Genomic DNA, 18,120 nt, shown 5'->3' on the forward strand with positions numbered 1-18,120 from the left:
GGCCGCCCGGCCGGTCTGGAAAGCGCGGCCAGGACGCGTTGCCCGGCCGGCCAGGAACGCACGGCCGAGGCGCACGACCAAGGCCGTCAAAGGAGGTCGAGCACCAGCCGGGCCGTCTCGGTGGGCGTGCTGCCCACCCGTACGCCGACCGCCTCCAGCGCCGCCTTCTTCGCCTGCGCGGTGCCCGAGGAACCGGAGACGATCGCGCCGGCGTGCCCCATCGTCTTGCCCTCGGGCGCCGTGAATCCGGCGATGTAGGCCACGACGGGTTTGCTGACGGACGCCTCGATGTAGGCGGCGGCGCGCTCCTCGGCGTCGCCGCCGATCTCACCGATCAGGACGATGAGTTCGGTGTCGGGGTCGGCCTCGAAGGCGGCCAGACAGTCGATGTGGGTGGTGCCGACGACGGGGTCTCCCCCGATGCCCACACAGGTGGAGAAGCCGACGTCGCGGAGCTCGTACATGAGCTGGTAGGTGAGTGTGCCGGACTTCGAGACCAGGCCGATGCGGCCGGACTTGGTGATGTCGGCGGGGATGATGCCCGCGTTGGACTGCCCGGGGGTGATCAGGCCGGGGCAGTTGGGCCCGATGACGCGGGTGCCGCGCTCCTTCGCGTACGAGAGGAAGGCGACGGAGTCGTGGACGGGGACGCCCTCGGTGATGACGACGGCGAGTGCGATGCCGGCGTCCGCGGCGTCCAGGACGGCGGCCTTGGTGAAGGCGGGCGGCACGAAGACGACGGTGGTGTCGGCGCCCGTGGCCGCCATGCCGTCGGCCACGGAGCCGAAGACCGGCACGGCGCGGTCGTCGAAGTCGACGGTCCGGCCCGCCTTGCGGGGGTTGACGCCGCCGACGATGTCCGTGCCCGCGGCGAGCATGCGCCGGGTGTGCTGCATCCCGACGGCACCCGTCATGCCCTGGACGAGGACCTTGCTCTCCTTGGTGAGATGGATCGCCATGTCCCGGCTCCTTAGCGCGCGTTGGCGAGGTCTGCGGCGCGGCGGGCCGCGCCGTCCATGGTGGTGGCCTGCTGGACCAGCGGGTGGGCGCGGCCGTCGAGGATGGCACGGCCGCGGGCGGCGTTGTTGCCGTCGAGCCGGACCACCAGGGGTTTGGTCAGCGTGACGGACTCCAGGGCGCTGACGATGCCGTCGGCCACGGCGTCGCAGGCGGTGATGCCGCCGAAGACGTTCACGAAGACGGACCTCACCGAGGGGTCGGAGAGGATGACGGTGAGGCCGTCGGCCATGACCTCGGCGGAGGCGCCGCCTCCGATGTCGAGGAAATTGGCGGGGCGTGCGCCGCAGCCGGCGACCACGTCGAGGGTCGACATGACGAGTCCGGCGCCGTTGCCGATGACGCCGACCTCGCCGTCCAGCTTCACGTAGTTGAGGCCCTTGGCCGCGGCAGCCGCCTCGAGTTCCTGTGTGTGGGCCTCTTGGTCGGCGCCCCACCGCTCCTGCCGGAAGCGGGCGTTGTCGTCGAGGGTGACCTTGCCGTCGAGGGCGAGGATCTCGTCCTGTGCGGTGCGCACGAGCGGGTTGACCTCGACGAGGAGTGCGTCCTCCCTGGTCAGCACGTGCCAGAGCCTGACCAGGGTGTCGGCCGTCTCGGCGGGGAGGCCGGCGGCGGCCGCGATGTCGAGTGCCGTGGCCCGGGTCACCCCTTGCTCGGGGGTGATGGGGATGCGCGCCACCGCTTCGGGGCGGCTCGCCGCGACCTCCTCGATGTCCATGCCGCCCTCGGCGGACGCGATCGCGAGGAAGCGCCCGGTCGCGCGGTCCAGTACGTAGGAGACGTAGAACTCGGCGTCGATGTCGACGGGTTGGGCCACCATCACCGCGCGCGTGGTGTGGCCCTTGATGTCCATGCCTAGGATCTGGCGGGCCGTGATCTCGGCCGCGGCGGGGTCGGCGGCGAGCTTCACGCCGCCCGCCTTGCCGCGTCCCCCTGTCTTGACCTGGGCCTTGATGACGACGCGGCCGCCCAGTCGCTCCGCGCACTTACGGGCCTCCTTGGCCGTGCGGGCGACCTCGGCGCGGGGCACCAAGATGCCGTGCTCTTCGAAGAGTTGCCTTGCCTGGTGCTCGAAAAGATCCATTTCGGCTCCTGACCGCTGTGTCTGATCGCCTGACCGCCGTGTCTGATCGGGTGTGCCGTTCGGGGTGAGATCCCCGGGCTCCCGAAAAGTGCCGCACGCCCCCTGGACACCACTCACCGGATGCGGGATAACAAGCTTCATACAGTATTCGTCGACTGTATGCAATCTACCGCGAGGGCGCCCCCAGAGCGTGCGAGCGCACTCCGACTCCCCTACGAAGGGACAGGACTTCGCCATGCCCGACGACAACAGCCAGCAGGACATATCCGGTGGACATCTGGTCGCCAAGGCGCTCAAAGCGGAGGGCGTCGAGGTCATCTACACCCTCTGCGGCGGCCACATCATCGACATCTATGACGGCTGCGTCGACGAGGGCATCGACGTCGTCGACGTACGCCACGAACAGGTCGCCGCCCACGCCGCCGACGGTTACGCACGCATCACCGGCAAGCCGGGCTGCGCGGTGGTGACCGCAGGCCCCGGCACGACGGACGCCGTCACCGGGGTCGCCAACGCCTTCCGCGCGGAGTCCCCCATGCTGCTGATCGGCGGCCAAGGGGCCCACAGCCAGCACAAGATGGGCTCGCTCCAGGACCTGCCGCACGTCGACATGATGACGCCGATCACCAAGTTCGCGGCGACCGTGCCCGACACCGCGCGCGCCGCCGACATGGTCTCCATGGCGTTCCGCGAGTGCTACCACGGCGCCCCTGGCCCGTCCTTCCTGGAGATACCGCGCGACGTGCTCGACGCCAAGGTGCCGGCCGCCGCGGCGCGCGTCCCCAAGGCCGGGCACTACCGGGCCTCGACGCGGTCGGCCGGTGACCCCGAGGCCGTCGAGAAACTCGCCGACCTTCTCGTGCACGCCGAGAAGCCCGCCATCCTGCTCGGCAGCCAGGTGTGGACGACCCGGGGCACCGAGGCGGCCATCGACCTCGTGCGCACCCTCAACGTGCCCGCCTACATGAACGGCGCGGGCCGCGGCACCCTGCCGCCCGGCGACCCGCACCACTTCCAGCTCTCGCGGCGCTACGCGTTCTCCAATGCCGACCTCATCGTCATCGTGGGCACCCCCTTCGACTTCCGCATGGGGTACGGAAAGCGGCTCTCGCCGCAGGCCACCGTCGTCCAGATCGACCTCGACTACCGCACTGTGGGCAAGAACCGCGACATCGACCTGGGCATCGTCGGAGACGCGGGCCTCATCCTCAAGTCGGTCACCGAGGCCGCTTCAGGCCGGCTCAACGGCGGCGCGTCCCGTCGCAAGGAGTGGCTCGACGAGCTGCGCGCCGCCGAGCAGACCGCCGTGGAGAAGCGTCTGCCGCACCTTCGGTCCGACGCGTCCCCGATCCACCCGTACCGCCTGGTGAGCGAGATCAACGACTTCCTCACCGAGGACTCCGTCTACATCGGCGACGGCGGCGACATCGTCACCTTCTCCGGCCAGGTCGTCCAGCCCAGGTCGCCCGGCCACTGGATGGACCCGGGGCCGCTCGGCACGCTCGGCGTCGGCATCCCCTTCGTCCTCGCCGCCAAGCAGGCCCGGCCCGACAAGGAGGTGGTGGCCCTCTTCGGAGACGGCGCCTTCAGCCTCACCGGCTGGGACTTCGAGACCCTCGTCCGCTACGACCTCCCCTTCGTCGGAATCGTCGGCAACAACTCGTCGATGAACCAGATCCGTTACGGCCAGAAGGCCAAGTACGGGCAGGAGCGCGAACGCGTCGGCAACACCCTGGGCGACGTCCCCTACGACAAGTTCGCCCAGATGCTCGGCGGCCACGGCGAAGAGGTCCGCGACCCGGCCGACATCGGCCCCGCCCTGCGCCGCGCGCGCGAGTCCGGCAAGCCCTCGTTGATCAACGTCTGGGTCGACCCGGACGCGTACGCCCCCGGAACCATGAACCAGACCATGTACAAGTGAGGAGCCCGACGGCCATGACCAAGGCTCTTGAAGGCATTCGCGTCCTCGACATGACGCACGTCCAGTCCGGCCCCTCGGCGACCCAGCTGCTCGCCTGGCTCGGCGCGGACGTGGTGAAGCTGGAGGCGCCCACCGGAGACATCACCCGCACACAGCTGCGCGACCTCCCCGACGTCGACTCGCTGTACTTCACGATGCTCAACTGCAACAAGCGGAGCATCACCCTCAACACCAAGACCGAGCGCGGCAAGGAGCTCCTCACGGAGCTGATCCGGCGATCCGACGTGATGGTGGAGAACTTCGGTCCGGGCGCCGTGGACCGGATGGGCTTCACCTGGGACCGCATCCGGGAGATCAACCCGCGCATCGTCTACGCCTCGATCAAGGGCTTCGGAGAGGGCCCCTACACCAACTTCAAGGCGTACGAAGTGGTGGCCCAGGCCATGGGCGGCTCCATGTCCACCACCGGCTTCGAGGACGGCCCGCCGCTCGCCACGGGCGCCCAGATCGGCGACTCCGGAACGGGCATCCACGCCGTCGCCGGCATCCTGGCCGCCCTCTTCCAGCGGGAGAGCACCGGCCGGGGCCAGCGCGTGAACGTGGCGATGCAGCACGCCGTGCTGAACCTGTGCCGCGTCAAACTCCGCGACCAGCAGCGGCTCGCCCACGGGCCGCTGGCGGAGTACCCCAACGAGGACTTCGGGGACGAGGTCCCCCGCTCCGGGAACGCGTCCGGCGGCGGGCAGCCCGGGTGGGCCGTCAAGTGCGCGCCAGGCGGACCGAACGACTACGTGTACGTCATCGTGCAGCCCGTCGGCTGGCGGCCGATCACCGAGCTCATCGGGCGCCCGGAGCTGGCCGACGACCCCGACTGGGCGACTCCGCAGGCGCGGCTGCCCAAGCTGGGCAAGATGTTCCAGCTGATCGAGGAGTGGTCCTCGACGCTGCCCAAGTGGGACGTCCTGGAGCGGCTCAACGCCCACAACATTCCCTGCGGCCCGATCCTCTCCACCCGGGAGATCATCGAGGACGCCTCCCTGGTCGCCAACGAGATGGTCGTCGAGGTCCCACATCCCGAGCGCGGCAGCTTCACCACGGTCGGCTCCCCGCTGAAGCTCTCCGACTCGCCCGTGGAGATGGTCAGTTCGCCGCTGCTCGGCGAGCACAACGAAGAGGTGTTCGTCGGCGAGCTCGGCCTCGGCGACGAGGAACTGCGCCTGCTCAAGTCGAACGGGGTGATCTGAGTGGACACCGATGACCGCCGGCGGACGGTGCGCGCGCTCCTGGACGCGGTGCGCGCCCAGGACCGTACGTCGCTGACCGCCCCCGAGGGCAAGGTCGTCGCGGACGCCTACGGCATCGCCGTACCCGGCGAGGCACTGGCCACCGACGTCGACGAGGCCGTGGCGCACGCCGCCCGCCTCGGCGGACCCGTCGTCCTGAAGATCGTGTCGCCGGACATCCTGCACAAGACCGACGCGGGCGGCGTGGTGGTCGGTGTGGAGGGCGCCGCGGACGTCCGGGCCGCCTTCCACCGGATCGTGGAGAACGCCCGCGCATACGCCCCTCAGGCCCGTGTCGAGGGCGTCCAGGTGCAGGAGCTGGTGCCGGGCGGTCCTTCGGTCCAGGAGGTCATCGTGGGGGCGGTCACGGACCCCACGTTCGGGAAGGTCGTCGCCTTCGGCCTCGGCGGGGTGCTCGTGGAGGTCCTCAAGGACGTCACCTTCCGGCTGGCGCCCGTGGACACCGACGAGGCCGCCTCCATGCTCGACTCCATCAGGGCGGCGGAGATCCTGCACGGGGTGCGCGGCGCGCAGCCGGTGGACCGGCGGGCCCTCGCGGAGCAGATCCGCCTGATCTCCGAACTGGTCACCGACTTCCCGGAGATCGCCGAGGTGGACCTCAACCCGGTCGTCGCCACACCGCAGGGCGCGGTCGCGGCCGACATCCGGATCATCCTCTCCGAAGGGACCCCCAAGCCGCGGCGCACCTACACGCGCGAGGAGATGCTCGCCTCGATGCGCCGGCTCATGCGGCCCCGTTCGGTGGCCGTGATCGGCGCCTCGAACGAGGCGGGGAAGATCGGCAACTCGGTGATGCGCAACCTCGTCGACGGCGGCTTCTCCGGAGAGATCCATCCGGTGAACCCCAAGGCCGATGACATCGTCGGCCGCAAGGCGTACAAGAGTGTCACGGACGTTCCCGGCGAGGTGGATGTGGCGGTCTTCGCGATCCCCGCCGCGTTCGTGGCCGCGGCCCTGGAGGAGGTGGGCCGTAAGGGCATACCGAACGCGGTACTGATCCCCTCCGGGTTCGCGGAAACCGGCGAACACGCCCTCCAGGACGAGATCGTCGCGATCGGCGAGCGGTACGGAGTGCGGATCCTCGGGCCCAACATCTACGGCTACTACTCGACCTGGCAGGACCTCTGCGCCACGTTCTGCACGCCGTACGACGTGAAGGGCCCCGTCGCCCTGACGAGCCAGTCGGGCGGCATCGGCATGGCCATCCTCGGCTTCGCCCGCACGACCAGGACGGGTGTGTCGGCGATCGTCGGGCTCGGCAACAAGTCGGACCTGGACGAGGACGACCTCCTGACGTGGTTCGGCGAGGATCCGCACACCCAGTGCATCGCCATGCACCTGGAGGACCTCAAGGACGGGCGGGCCTTCGTGGAGGCCGCGCGGGCGACGGTTCCCAAGAAGCCTGTCGTCGTCCTGAAGGCCGGGCGCACCGCGGCGGGCGCGAAGGCCGCCGGTTCGCACACGGGCGCGCTCGCGGGCGACGACGCCGTGTACGACGACATCCTGCGCCAGGCGGGCGTGATCCGGGCGCCCGGCCTCAACGAAATGCTGGAGTACGCGCGCGCGTTGCCGGTGCTGCCCACTCCGAAGGGCGACGACATCGTCATCATCACGGGCGCCGGCGGCTCGGGGGTGCTGCTCTCCGATGCCGTGACCGACAATGGTCTGCGGCTGATGGACATCCCCGAAGACCTCGACGCGTCCTTCAGGGCGTTCATTCCGCCCTTCGGGGCCGCGGGCAACCCGGTGGACATCACGGGTGGTGAACCGCCCGCCACGTACGAGGCGACCATCAGGCTCGGCCTGGAGGACCCCCGTATCCACGCGCTCGTCCTCGGCTACTGGCACACCATCGTCACGCCTCCCATGGTCTTCGCCGAACTCACGGCCCGCGTGGTGGCCGAGTTCCGCGCACGGGGCGTGGAGAAGCCCGTGGTGGCCTCGCTGGCGGGCGACGTCGAGGTGGAGGAGGCCTGCCAGTACCTCTTCGAGCGCGGCGTCGTGGCGTACCCGTACACGACCGAGAAGCCGGTCGCCGTGCTCGGCGCGAAGTACCGCTGGGCTCGGGCGGCCGGGCTGTTGGGGGGCGGTCGATGAGGTGACCGTTTCGGGGCCGGCCGGCGGTGCGCGCCGTCGGCCCCGGGTCCCGCGCGCACACGGAAGGGATGGGACAGGGGGCGCTGGCCAGGGTCTTTCCGACGCAAGGGGTGCTGTGCGACATGACGACAACTGACATACCGACGACCGTCCCCTACCGGGAGGTGAGGGACGCCAACGGCCGGGTGTACCGGGTCGGTGAGACCGACATCGACATCCTGGGCCGCAAACGCAAGTGGATGGTCATCCTGCCGTGGGTGGGCATGATGGGCATCAGCTCGGCCGAATACGCTTTCGCCTCCGCCGAGGACACCCTGCACACCGCGCACCACTGGAGCAGCCTGCACATCTTCTGGATGCTGGGCGTCTGGGTGTTCTTCCAGGCAGCGGTCGCCTTCCCGGCGGGCAAGCTCCGGGAGACCGGCAGGCTGCCGGCGCGCCACGCGATGATGCTCGGCGCGCTCGGCACGCTCCTGGGCTATCTGTCCCTGGCGTTCGCGCCGCACGTGGTCGTGGCCTACATCGGTTTCGGCATGTTCAGCGGCATGGGCGCCGGCATGGTCTACGCGACCTGCGTGAACATGGTCGGCAAGTGGTATCCGGAGCGGAAGGGCGGCAAGACCGGCTTCGTCAACGGCGGTTTCGCCTACGGTTCGGTGCCGTTCGTCTTCCTCTTCACCGGCTACATGGACCTGACGAACTTCCGCTGGGTCCTGGTGGCCGCCGGGCTGCTGCTCGCGTCGATGGTCGCCGCGGCGGGCTACTTCTTCCGGGACCCGCCGAAGAACTGGTGGCCCGCGGACGTCGACCCGCTGCGCCCGCCGGACGACCCGCGGGCCCGCCGCGCCATGCGGATGAATCCGCCCGCCGTGCGCCAGTACACCCCCAAGGAGGCGTGGCAGACGGGCCGGGTGGCGCTGATGTGGTTCTGCCTGCTGTGCACCTCGGGCGTGAACATCTTCGGCATCGCCTTCCAGGTGGACATCGGTGAGGAGGCCGGGTTCGCCGGCGGCATCGTCGCCACGGCGATGTCCCTGAAGGCCATCGTCAACGGCACCGGCCGCGGCGTGATCGGCTGGCTGTCGGACCGCTACGGACGCAAGCGCTGCCTGATCTTCGTCTGCATCGTTCTGGGTCTCGCGCAGTACGGCATCCTCTGGTCGGCCAACCTCGGGAACCTTCCGCTGTTCCTGATCTTCTCCAGCATCTCCGGCTTCGGCGGCGGGGCCATCTTCCCGATGTTCGCGGCCCTGACGGCGGACTACTTCGGCGAGAACAACAACGCCTCCAACTACGGCCTGGTCTACAGCTCCAAGCTCGTGTCCGGGCTCCTCGGCTCCGGCATGGGATCCGTCGTGGTCAGCCACTGGGGCCACACCGGGGCGTTCACCCTGGCCGGTTCGATCTCCCTGTTCGCCGGATTCATCGCGCTCTTCCTGTCGCAGCCCGGCAGGCCCAACTCCAAGGACATAAGCCCCAATCCGCAGCCCCTCGGTGAGGAGATGGCTTGACATGACGGCGGAGCCCATCACCGGTCGCCACGCATCGGCCGACCGCGACGCAGACGCACCGGACAGAGAGCTTCCCTACAGAGAGCTCACCGACGCGCGTGGCCGCGTCTACCGCATCGGCGAGAGCGACCGGGAGATCCTCGGCAGACCTCGCTGGACGATGGTGGCGCTGCCCTGGGTGGCCATGCTCGCCATCAGCGTCTTCGAGTACGCCTACGGAGCGGCGGAGGACACCCTGTCCGCCGCGCACCACTGGACGTCGTCGAACACGTTCTGGGTGCTCAGCGTCTGGATCTTCTTCCAGGCCGGGGTCTCCTTCCCTGCGGGCAAGCTGCGCGAGAAGGGCATCCTGACGAGCAGGGCGGCGATGCTGACGGGCTCGGTCCTGTCGCTGCTCGGCTTCGTGAGCCTCAGCCACGCGCCGAACGTGGCGGTGGCGATGGTCGGCTTCGGTCTGCTCGGCGGCGTCGGGTCGGGACTGATCTACTCGACGTGCGTGAACATGGTCGGCAAGTGGTATCCGGAGCGGCGCGGCGGCAAGACCGGCTTCGTCAACGGCGGATTCGCCTACGGAGCGGTCCCGTTCATCTTCCTGTTCTCGTACGGCTTCGACACGTCCAACTACCGCTCCGTGCTCGACCTCGTCGGCTTCTACGTCCTGGCCGTCACTCTGGTGGCGGGTCTGTTCTTCAAGGATCCGCCGAAGAACTGGTGGCCGGCGTCGGTCGACCCGCTGCGGCTCGACGGCGACCCGCGGACGGCGGTGGCGCTCGCCAAGAACCCGCCCGCTGACCGTCAGTTCACCCCTGGCGAGGCGCTGCGGACCGGGGTGATCCCGCTGATGTGGGTGGGCATGCTGTGCTGCGCGGGGGTGTCGATCTTCGGGATCTCCTTCCAGGTGCCGTTCGCCAAGGAGATGGGGTTCGGCCCGCTCATCGCGGCGTCGTCGATGGGCGTCATGTCGGTGATCAACGGCACCGGGCGGGGCGTGGTGGGCTGGCTCTCGGACCGCATGGGCCGACAGCGGACCCTCACGTACGTGTGTCTGGCGCTCGCGGTTGCGCAGTTCGGGGTGTTGTGGGCGGGCGAGATCCGCAACCAGCCGCTGTTCCTCGTCTTCGCCTTCGTGTCCGGCTTCGCGGGCGGCGCCTTCTACCCGCTGTTCGCGGCGCTGGTACCGGACTACTTCGGAGAGAACAACAACGCCTCCAACTACGGCATGGTGTACAGCGCGAAGCTGGTGTCCGGACTGTTCGGCGGCGGTATGGGCGCCATAGTCGTGGACTCCTGGGGTTACGTCGGCGCCTACACGACGGCCGGGGTGGTGTCGCTGGTCGCGGCGGGCCTCTCCCTGCTGCTGCGCCGGCCGGGGGCGCCACGCGCGCGTGCGGCCCTGGCCTAGCGGACGTCCGGCTCACCTGCGGATGGGGCCCTCCCGCCGGTCGGCGGAAGGGCCCCATCCGTGCTGTCGTACGGTCAGTCGCCGCAGCGGCCGGACCGCAGCGAGTGCAGATGCTCGCTGGACTTGCGGGCGAACGCGTAGGACTCGGACGGGTTGTCGTGCTCGGTCTGCCAGTGGTGGTAGCGCCGGCCCTGGTGGGTACGGGCGGTCACCTTGGTCAGGAATTTCTTGTAGTCGATGTCGCCGTCGCCGACATCCGTCATGCGGTAGCCGTCGTGGGCGGTCTCGTCGCGGATGCCGTCCTTGACGTGGAACAGCGGGTAGCGGTGCGGCTGCTTGAGCACGTAGTCGAGGGGTTCGAAGGGGGCGGGGGTGCCGTCGGCCCGCCTGCCGAAGCGGAACTGGGCGCTGAACGCCCAGTAGATGTCCATCTCCAGGTACACGGAGTCCGGATCGGTCTCGGCGAGCAGCACGTCGTAGAGCCGGACCTTCGGCTTGTCGGTGGCGAAGGAGAACTCCTCGGCGTGGTTGTGCTGGTAGAACTTCATGCCACGCTTGCGCGCCGCTTCGCCGTACGTGTTGAAGTCCTCCGCCGCCCGTTTCCAGGCGTCGACGGTGTTGCCGTAGCGGAAGGGACCCGAGGCGGTGCCTATGTGCTTGAGGCCGAGGGCCTCGGCGTCGTCGAGGACCTTGGTGAGGTTCTGCGCGAACGTGTACGCGCTCGGGTTGCTGTCGTCGTAGTAGCCGACGTGCGAGCCGATGGGGTGCAGTCCGTGATCGCGGGCGAGCGCCTTGAGCTGGGCGAGGGTGATGGGCCCTGCCGAGCCCTGGGTGTACCCGGCGAACTCGATCTCGTCGTATCCGTACTTCTCCAACTCGGCGAACACCGGGGCGAATCCGACGGTGGAGACCTTGTCACGGAGGCTGTAGAGCTGTATGCCGAGGCGGCCCGGGGGCAGGACGGGGTGGCCGTGGCCGTGCTTTGGGCCGGTGGCGGGTGCGGCCGCGGCGGTGGGGGCGGCGGCCCCCACGAGGGCCGCGGCGGTGGCCCCGGCCGCCACGCCGAGCATGCCGCGCCGGCTGAGTCTGCGGGCGATCTCGGGATCGGTGGAAGAGGGCTTCGGGCTCATGCGGTTCTCCTCGGCTGGATCGAATCAGGGGCGCATCAGGGATGGGTTCGAAAAACGGATCAGGGATCACTGAGGGCCGGACCCTGATGGCAGGGCCCGATCCCTCTGGTTCAGTGGAGATCAAGCAGATTCGGCGCCGCGGGCCGCGGCCGGCATCAGGTCAGGCCCGCGAGGTCGAGCAGAAGCGACTTCACATCGGTGGCCGCGACGCGGTCACGGACGACACGGGGGGTGGAGCACAGAATGAGCGGACTTTCGTCCTCACTCGTGGGGAGGCGGCCATGGCTGCCGCGAATAGGTGACGGGTCCAGCGGCACGACCGCCATGCGATAGCGCATGCCGAGCTTCTTCCTGGCCAGCGCGCCCGCGGCCTTGACGCGGACGTAGGGGTCCTGGGGGTCCATGAAGAGCTCGACGGGGTCGTAGCCGGGTTTGCGGTGGATCTCGACGAGCTGCGCGAAGTCGGGCGCGCGGTCGTCGTCGAGCCAGTAGTAGTACGTGAACCAGGCGTCCGGCTCCGCGACGGCGACGAGCTCACCGGCGCGCGGGTGGTCCAGGTGGTGGGCCTTCTTGCCCTCGTCGTCGAGGAGTTGCTCGATGCCGGGGACGTCCTTGAGGGCGGCGCGGGTGGCCGCGAGGTCCTCCGGGCGGCGGACGTAGACGTGGGCGATCTGGTGGTCGGCGACGGCGAAGGCGCGCGACGCCATCGGATCGAGGTACTCCATGCCGTCCTGGGTGTGTACCTCCAACAGGCCGGCGCGGCGCAGCACGCGGTTGATGTCGACGGACCGGTTCACCCGGGTGATGCCGTACTCGGAGAGCGCGACGACGGTCCGGCCCTCCGCCTTCGCGTCGGCGAGGAGCGGGGCGATGGTCGCGTCCAGGTCGGCGGCCGCGCGGAAGGAGCGCGGGTCGTCGGGGCCGAAGCGCTGCAGGTCGTAGTCGAGGTGAGGGAGGTAGCACAGGGCGAGGTCGGGGCGGCGGGTGTCGATGACGTGACGGGTGGCGTCGACGATCCAGCGGCTGGACACGAGATCGGCGCCGGGGCCCCAGAAGTGGAAGAGGGGGAAGGTGCCGAGCTTCTCGGTGAGTTCGTCGTGGAGCTCGGGGGGCCGGGTGTAGCAGTCGGGTTCTTTGCGGCCGTCGGCGTAGTAGACGGGGCGGGGGGTGATGGTGAAGTCGGTGTCGGCGCCCATGGCGTACCACCAGCAGATGTTGGCCACGGTGTAGCCGGGGTGGGCGCGGCGGGCCGCGTCCCACAGTTTGTCGCCGGAGACGAGGCCGTTGTGCTGGCGCCACAGCAGGACGTCGCCGAGCTCACGGAAGTACCAGCCGTTGCCGACGATGCCGTGCTCGGCGGGGGTGGTGCCGGTGAGGAAGGTGGACTGGGCGGCGCAGGTGACGGCGGGCAGAACGGTGCCGAGCGGCGCCCTGGAGCCGGACTGGCCGAGCGACTTGAGGTGCGGCATGTGGTCGAGGAGGCGCGGGGTGAGGCCGACGACGTCGAGGACCAGCAAGGGGGTGGGAGTCATGGCAGTTCCTTGAGGCCGAGGTCGGTGAGGAGGTCGCGGGCGAGGGCGAGTTCGGCGGCGATGCCCTCGGCGAGCTGGGTTCGACCGCGCGGGCGCAGTGCGGGTGGGAGGGCCTGCCAGGTGTAGGTCTCGACCTCGAGGTGGTGGGTGCGGGGCTCGGATCCGCCGACGAGCCGGCTCAGGACGTCCTTCAGCACGGGGAGCGTGGAGGTGAGGGGCGCGGCGGGGGCCGCGTGCAGGGGGACGTGGAAGTGGGCCCGCCAGGGCGCCGTGTCCGGCAGGGCGCCGGCGGTGAGCGCTTCGCCGAGGTCGTCGGTGCCCTGGAGGAGGCCGGCGCCGGTAAGGGTGCGGGTCTGGTGGAGGAAGCGGGGTTCGTCGAAGGCCGCGAGGACTTCGCGTACCTCGGGGAGGTGGGGGTGTTCGGCATGGAGGGCGGCGGACAGCTGCGATTTGACGACAGGGATGCCCGCGGCGGCGAGAGCGTCGAGGGCGGTCGCCGGGTCTTCGAAGGAGGTGGCGAGGTGGCAGGTGTCCACACAGAGGCCGATGCGGTCATGGCCGACGGCGGAGAGGGGGGCGATGGCGTCGGCGGTCGTCTCGACGGTGCAACCAGGTTCCGGTTCGAGGCCGACGCGGATGGAGCGGCCGGTGAGTTCGGTGAGGGCGTCCAGGCGCTGGGCGAGCACGGTGAGGGCCGAGCGGGCGGCCGCCGCGCGCGGGGCGTCGAAAGGGGTGCGCCAGGCGAGCGGCAGGGTGGAGATGGTGCCTTCGGTGACGTCGTCGGGGAGCAGGGCGGCGAGGAGCCGGGCCAGGTCGGTGGTGTGGCTCAGGCGGTCCGGGTCGGTCCAGTCCGGTTTGTACACGCGGTACTTGACCTGTTCGGCTCCGAAGCCCTCATAGGGGAAGCCGTTGAGGGTGACGACTTCGAGGCCACGCCGGTCGAGTTCGGTGCGCAGGCCGCGCAGCGCGGCGGGGTCGGTGACGAGGGCGTGAGCGGCGTCCTTGGCGAGCCAGAGGCCGATACCGAGGCGGTCCCTGCCGAGTCTCCTGCGCACAGGCTCGCAGTGGTCGCGGAGCTGGGCGAGGACGCCGTCGAGGGTCTCGGCCGGATGGACGTTGGTGCAGTATGCGAGGTGGACGGTCGACCCGTCGGGGTGACGGAAGCGCATGGTTCACGACCCTCCGCGCAGGATGGAGTTGCCCTCATGGGTGGCGGTGTCCGGTTCCCGCACGTCGAGCTGGAGCCGGCCGCTGAGCCCGTAGAACGCCACGGGGTTGCGCCACAGCACGAGGTCGACGTCGTCCTCGTCATACCCGACGGCGAGCATGGCGTCGGCGACCTTGCGGGTCTTGAGGGGGTCGCTCTTCCCCCAGTCAGCGGCGGAGTTGACGAGCACCCGGTCGGGCCCGACGTCGCGCAGGATGGCGATCATGCGGTCCTCGTCCATCTTGGTGTCGGGATAGACGGAGAAGCCCAGCCAGCAGCCGCTGTCCTTGGCCTCCTTGACGGTGGTCTCGTTGAGGTGGTCGATCAGGACGCGGTCCAGGGGCAGGGCGGACTCCCGGATGACGTCGACGGTGCGGCGCAGGCCCGCGAGTTTGTCGCGGTGCGGGGTGTGCACGAGGGCGGGCAGCTGGTGGTCGGCGGCGAGCTGCAGCTGGGTGGCGAGAGCGGTGTCCTCGGCCGGTGTCATGGAGTCGTAGCCGATCTCCCCGACGGCGACGACGTTGTCCTTGACGAGGTAGCGGGGCAGTTCGTCCAGGACGGGCGTGCAGCGGGGGTCGTTCGCCTCTTTGGGGTTGAGGGCGATCGTGCAGTGGTGGGCGATGCCGTACTGCGCGGCGCGGAAGGGTTCCCAGCCGAGGAGGGAATCGAAGTAGTCGACGAAGGAGGCGGGCGAGGTGCGGGGCTGCCCGAGCCAGAACGCGGGTTCCACGACCGCGCGGATCCCGGCGGCGTACATCGCCTGATAGTCGTCGGTGGTGCGGGAGGTCATGTGGATGTGGGGATCGAAGATGCGCATCAGGACTCCTGCTCCTCGCCGGTCGGGGGGCCCGCGGGGGCCGGGGGTGCCGCCGGGGACGGGGACGGACCGGGGGCGGTAAAAGACAGCACTCGGTGCAGGTCGCCCGGTACGGGGCGGCCGGCGGCGATCCGCTCGCTCGCGTAGTCGCCGAGCATCCGGGCGAGTTCGGCGTCGCCGTCGGCCCGCGTCGACAGCTCGGCGACGGCGTCCACGGGGACACCGGTGAACAGGCACTTGAGGACGGCGTGCCGCCAGTCGTGCGGGGCGAGGTGCCGCGCGGCGTACGGGCCGACGGCCGCGGCGACGAGCCGGATGTCGTTGGTGCGCAGGGCGTCCTCGACGAGGGGCACGGCCTCGGGGCCGGGCACCAGGTGCGGCAGGGCCTGCAGCACGGCACGCCGCTCGGCTGCGGCGCCCTGGGCGTAGATCCGGGCGAGGGTGGCCGGCGTGGCGTGCGCCGCGTGCAGAACCAGGAGGCGGGCGGCGTCGGCGTGGTCGGCTCCACAGCGGCGACCGGCCTCGGCGAACCGCAACTCCCAGAGAGGAAGGGGGCGTTGTGCCTCCCCCGCCGACCGCTCGCGCTGGGTGGTGGCCTGGGCGGCGGCGTCGGAGGCAGCCTCGGCGGTGGCCTGATCCAGCCAGGCCCGGGCGGCTCCGCCGAGCTCGGCTTCGAGCCGAGCACGGAGTGCGGCGACCTCGGAGGCGTCGTCGGTCATGGGGTGCCTCCTACGGCGGGAGGAGCGGACGGCACGGCGGCGGCCTCGGCTGCTCGGCTCAGGAAGTCGAGGGAGCGGGCGGCGAGATCGGGGCCGGCGTGGGAGTGGCGGGGCAGCTCGACGACGGTCAGCCCCCGGTAGCCGACGGCGGCCAGCGCGTCGAGGACGGGCGGGAAGTCGATCTCACCGTCTCCGAAGGGCAGGTGCTCGTGGACGCCGCGGCGCATGTCCTCGATCTGGACGTGGTGCAGCCAGGGGGCGGCGGCACGTACGCAGTCCACGGGAGGGAGTGGTTCCAGGCACTGACAGTGGCCGATGTCGAGGGTGAGGCCGAGGAGATCGGGTTCGGGGTCGCCGAGCTCGTGGCGCAGCCGGTGGAAGTCGGCGAGGCAGGAGAGGAGGTGCCCCGGCTCGGGCTCGACGGCCAAGGGGACGCCGGCGCCCGACGCTGCGTCGAGTACGGGGCCGAGTGCGTCGGCGAGCCGTTGCCAGGCGGTGTCGTCCGTGGTGTCCGGCGGGGTGATGCCGCTGAAGCAGTGCACGGCGTGGGCGCCGAGGTCGGCGGCGACCTGGACGGCGCGGATCAGCAGCCGGACGCGGGCGGCGCGGCGTTCGGGGTCAAGGTCGAGGAGGGAGGGGCCGTGCTTGCGGCGGAGGTCGAGGACGTAGCGGGCGCCTGTCTCGACAGTGGCGGTCAGACCGAGGTGCTCCAGCCTCCGGGCCACCGTGCGGGTGCGGGCGGCGAGGTCGGGGGCGAGGGGGTCCAGGTGCATGTGGTCGAGGGTCAGGCCGACGCCGGCGTATCCGAGGTCGGCGAGCAGGCCAAGAGCATCGTCGAGGCGGAGGTCGGTGAGGCCGTTGGTGCCGTAGCCGAAGCGGAGCGGGGAGGAGGCGGGGCGGGGGTCGTGCGTGCTGGTGTCGAGGGCGGCGCTCGGGAGTCCGCCGGCGCCGGGGTCGTATATCGGGGGCTTGTCGCCCCCGGGCCGGGGGGTGGTCCCGCTCATGTGACGCTCACCTTTCGTGCGAACTGGCGGGCGGCGGGGGCGAGGGCTGCGGTCAGCAGAGCGGTGCCGGCGGCGCCTGCGCGGGCGGTGAGTGCGGCCTGCAGCGGGATCATGGCGCGGATGCCACCGCTGACGGCGCGTTGGGTGAGGGGAGGTGAAGGGTTGAGGACGGCGTGGAAGAGGGGCTTGGCGGCAGTCCCGAAATAGGCGAGAGCGAGAGCGCCTCGGAGGGCCTGGCGGGCGGTACGGGGGGCGGCGCTGCTTGGCTGGGCGGAGCCGGTCGCTGGGGCACCCTGACCGAACCGGCTGCCCCAGCCGACCTGACCTTCCCGTCGGAGGGCCTGCCGGGCGGCAGGGAGGGCGCCGCTGCTTGGCTGGGCGGTGCTGGTGGTGGGGTCGGCGTGGCCGAACCCGTTGCCCCAGCCGACCTGACCTCCCCGTCGGAGGGCCTGACGGGCGGCAGGGAGGGCGGCGTTACTTGGCTGGGCGGAGCCGGTCGCAGGGTCGGCGTGGCCGAACTCGTCGCCCCGGCCGAGGTGACCGCCCCGTCGGGGGGACTGTCGAGGGGTACGGGGGGCGGCGTTACTTGGCTGGGCGGTGCCGGTCGAGGGGTCGCCGTGGCCGAACCCGTCGCCCCGGCTGACGTGGCCAACGTGGCCGCCCCGGTCGCCCCGGTCGCCCCGGTCGCCCCGGTGTCCCGCCCCCACCAGTCGCGTCAGGGCTGCCGTCACCGCCAGTGCGGCCAAGGGCGCGGTCGAGGAGCCGCCCTGCGCCTCGCGGCGGGAGACGACGGTGACGGCGAGGGTGTGGGCGGCCAGGGCTGCGGCGGACGGAAGGGCGATCTCGGCGGTGTGGGACGGGTCCCGGCCCGCCGTGGCGGTCGCGCCGAGGAGCAGGTCGAGGCCGCGTGCGGCGGCCATGGCTGCCGGTCCCGCGGGCGTGTGCTTCAGGCCGAGGTCGTACGCCCACACCGTGCCGGCCAGGGCACTCGCCGTCACCAGGGACGGGCGGCCCGCGCGGGCGGCGAGGGTGAGGCCCGCGGCCGTGAAGGCGGTGGCCGCGGCGAGGGCTGCGGGCGGGGTGATGCGGCCGGAGGGCAAGGGGCGTTCGGGGCGTTCGACGGCGTCGTCCGCGCGGTCGGCCCAGTCGTTGAGGGCCATACCGGCCTCGTACAGACAGAGGGAGGAGCCGATGGCGAGGAGGGTGCGGCGGTTGGGGCGCAGGCCGGTGGTCGCCGCGCCGGCGAACGCGTCGCCGGGGACGGTGAACAGGGCGGGGAGCCGGAGGAGTTCGGCCCAGGCACGTGGCGCGTTCATGCGGTCTCCCTCACCGTCACGGAACGGCCAGACCTCGCGGACCTCACGGACCCCACGGA

General features: G+C 70.9%; 14 protein-coding genes. 5 read left to right on the plus strand and 9 right to left on the minus strand.

All coding sequences use genetic code 11. The features are described 5' to 3' along the window. Positions 1 to 86: 86 nt before the first annotated feature. The gene (gene sucD / locus ACFYO9_RS09300) at positions 87 to 959 is read right to left on the minus strand and encodes a succinate--CoA ligase subunit alpha (protein ID WP_358776616.1); all 873 of its coding nucleotides are present in this window, start codon (positions 957 to 959) and stop codon (positions 87 to 89) included. An 11-nt stretch (positions 960 to 970) separates the two neighbouring features. Next, entirely contained in the window at positions 971 to 2,101 is a 1,131-nt protein-coding gene (gene sucC / locus ACFYO9_RS09305) for an ADP-forming succinate--CoA ligase subunit beta (protein WP_358776617.1), read from the minus strand. 235 nt (positions 2,102 to 2,336) lie between these two features. On the opposite strand from sucC, the gene ACFYO9_RS09310 reads away from it, so the two are divergent. The 5 genes from ACFYO9_RS09310 to ACFYO9_RS09330 all read left to right on the plus strand — a co-directional run bounded on the left by ACFYO9_RS09310 (position 2,337) and on the right by ACFYO9_RS09330 (position 10,336). Then, positions 2,337 to 4,022: a thiamine pyrophosphate-binding protein gene (locus tag ACFYO9_RS09310; protein WP_358776618.1), complete on the plus strand. Its 1,686-nt coding sequence runs from the start codon at positions 2,337 to 2,339 to the stop codon at positions 4,020 to 4,022. 14 nt (positions 4,023 to 4,036) lie between these two features. Beyond that, the gene (gene frc / locus ACFYO9_RS09315; protein ID WP_358776619.1) at positions 4,037 to 5,266 is read left to right on the plus strand and encodes a formyl-CoA transferase; all 1,230 of its coding nucleotides are present in this window, start codon (positions 4,037 to 4,039) and stop codon (positions 5,264 to 5,266) included. Beyond that, positions 5,267 to 7,423: an acetate--CoA ligase family protein gene (locus tag ACFYO9_RS09320; protein WP_358776620.1), complete on the plus strand. Its 2,157-nt coding sequence runs from the start codon at positions 5,267 to 5,269 to the stop codon at positions 7,421 to 7,423. Positions 7,424 to 7,545: 122 nt separating this feature from the next. Next, on the plus strand, positions 7,546 to 8,934 hold the full coding sequence (locus ACFYO9_RS09325; RefSeq protein ID WP_358776621.1) for an OFA family MFS transporter: 1,389 nt from the start codon (positions 7,546 to 7,548) through the stop codon (positions 8,932 to 8,934). 1 nt (position 8,935) lies between these two features. Then, entirely contained in the window at positions 8,936 to 10,336 is a 1,401-nt protein-coding gene (locus ACFYO9_RS09330) for an OFA family MFS transporter (protein ID WP_358776622.1), read from the plus strand. 74 nt (positions 10,337 to 10,410) lie between these two features. Here the strand turns inward: ACFYO9_RS09330 and ACFYO9_RS09335 are convergent, their stop codons facing one another. The 7 genes from ACFYO9_RS09335 to ACFYO9_RS09365 all read right to left on the minus strand — a co-directional run bounded on the left by ACFYO9_RS09335 (position 10,411) and on the right by ACFYO9_RS09365 (position 18,061). Continuing rightward, complete coding sequence (locus ACFYO9_RS09335; protein WP_358776623.1) at positions 10,411 to 11,466, minus strand: sugar phosphate isomerase/epimerase; 1,056 nt, start codon at positions 11,464 to 11,466, stop codon at positions 10,411 to 10,413. Positions 11,467 to 11,621: 155 nt separating this feature from the next. Continuing rightward, positions 11,622 to 12,998, minus strand: coding sequence for a nucleotide pyrophosphatase/phosphodiesterase family protein (locus ACFYO9_RS09340; RefSeq protein ID WP_358776624.1), 1,377 nt, complete (start codon positions 12,996 to 12,998; stop codon positions 11,622 to 11,624). Further along, complete coding sequence (gene eboE / locus ACFYO9_RS09345) at positions 12,995 to 14,167, minus strand: metabolite traffic protein EboE (protein WP_358776625.1); 1,173 nt, start codon at positions 14,165 to 14,167, stop codon at positions 12,995 to 12,997. The genes ACFYO9_RS09340 and eboE overlap by 4 nt, the downstream gene beginning before the upstream one ends. A gap of 3 nt (positions 14,168 to 14,170) precedes the next feature. Further along, positions 14,171 to 15,022, minus strand: coding sequence for a TatD family hydrolase (locus tag ACFYO9_RS09350; RefSeq protein WP_355817073.1), 852 nt, complete (start codon positions 15,020 to 15,022; stop codon positions 14,171 to 14,173). After that, positions 15,022 to 15,741, minus strand: a complete 720-nt coding sequence (locus tag ACFYO9_RS09355; protein ID WP_355817075.1) for an EboA domain-containing protein — start codon at positions 15,739 to 15,741, stop codon at positions 15,022 to 15,024. Before ACFYO9_RS09355 ends, ACFYO9_RS09350 begins: the two co-directional genes overlap by 1 nt. Continuing rightward, a complete protein-coding gene (locus ACFYO9_RS09360) occupies positions 15,738 to 16,745 on the minus strand; it encodes a sugar phosphate isomerase/epimerase family protein (RefSeq protein WP_358776626.1) in 1,008 nt (335 codons plus the stop codon). Before ACFYO9_RS09360 ends, ACFYO9_RS09355 begins: the two co-directional genes overlap by 4 nt. Further along, positions 16,742 to 18,061, minus strand: coding sequence for an SCO3242 family prenyltransferase (locus tag ACFYO9_RS09365; protein WP_358776627.1), 1,320 nt, complete (start codon positions 18,059 to 18,061; stop codon positions 16,742 to 16,744). Before ACFYO9_RS09365 ends, ACFYO9_RS09360 begins: the two co-directional genes overlap by 4 nt. Positions 18,062 to 18,120: the final 59 nt, after the last annotated feature.

The organism is Streptomyces sp. NPDC005863 (assembly GCF_042871345.1).
Classification (GTDB): Bacteria; Actinomycetota; Actinomycetes; order Streptomycetales; family Streptomycetaceae; genus Streptomyces.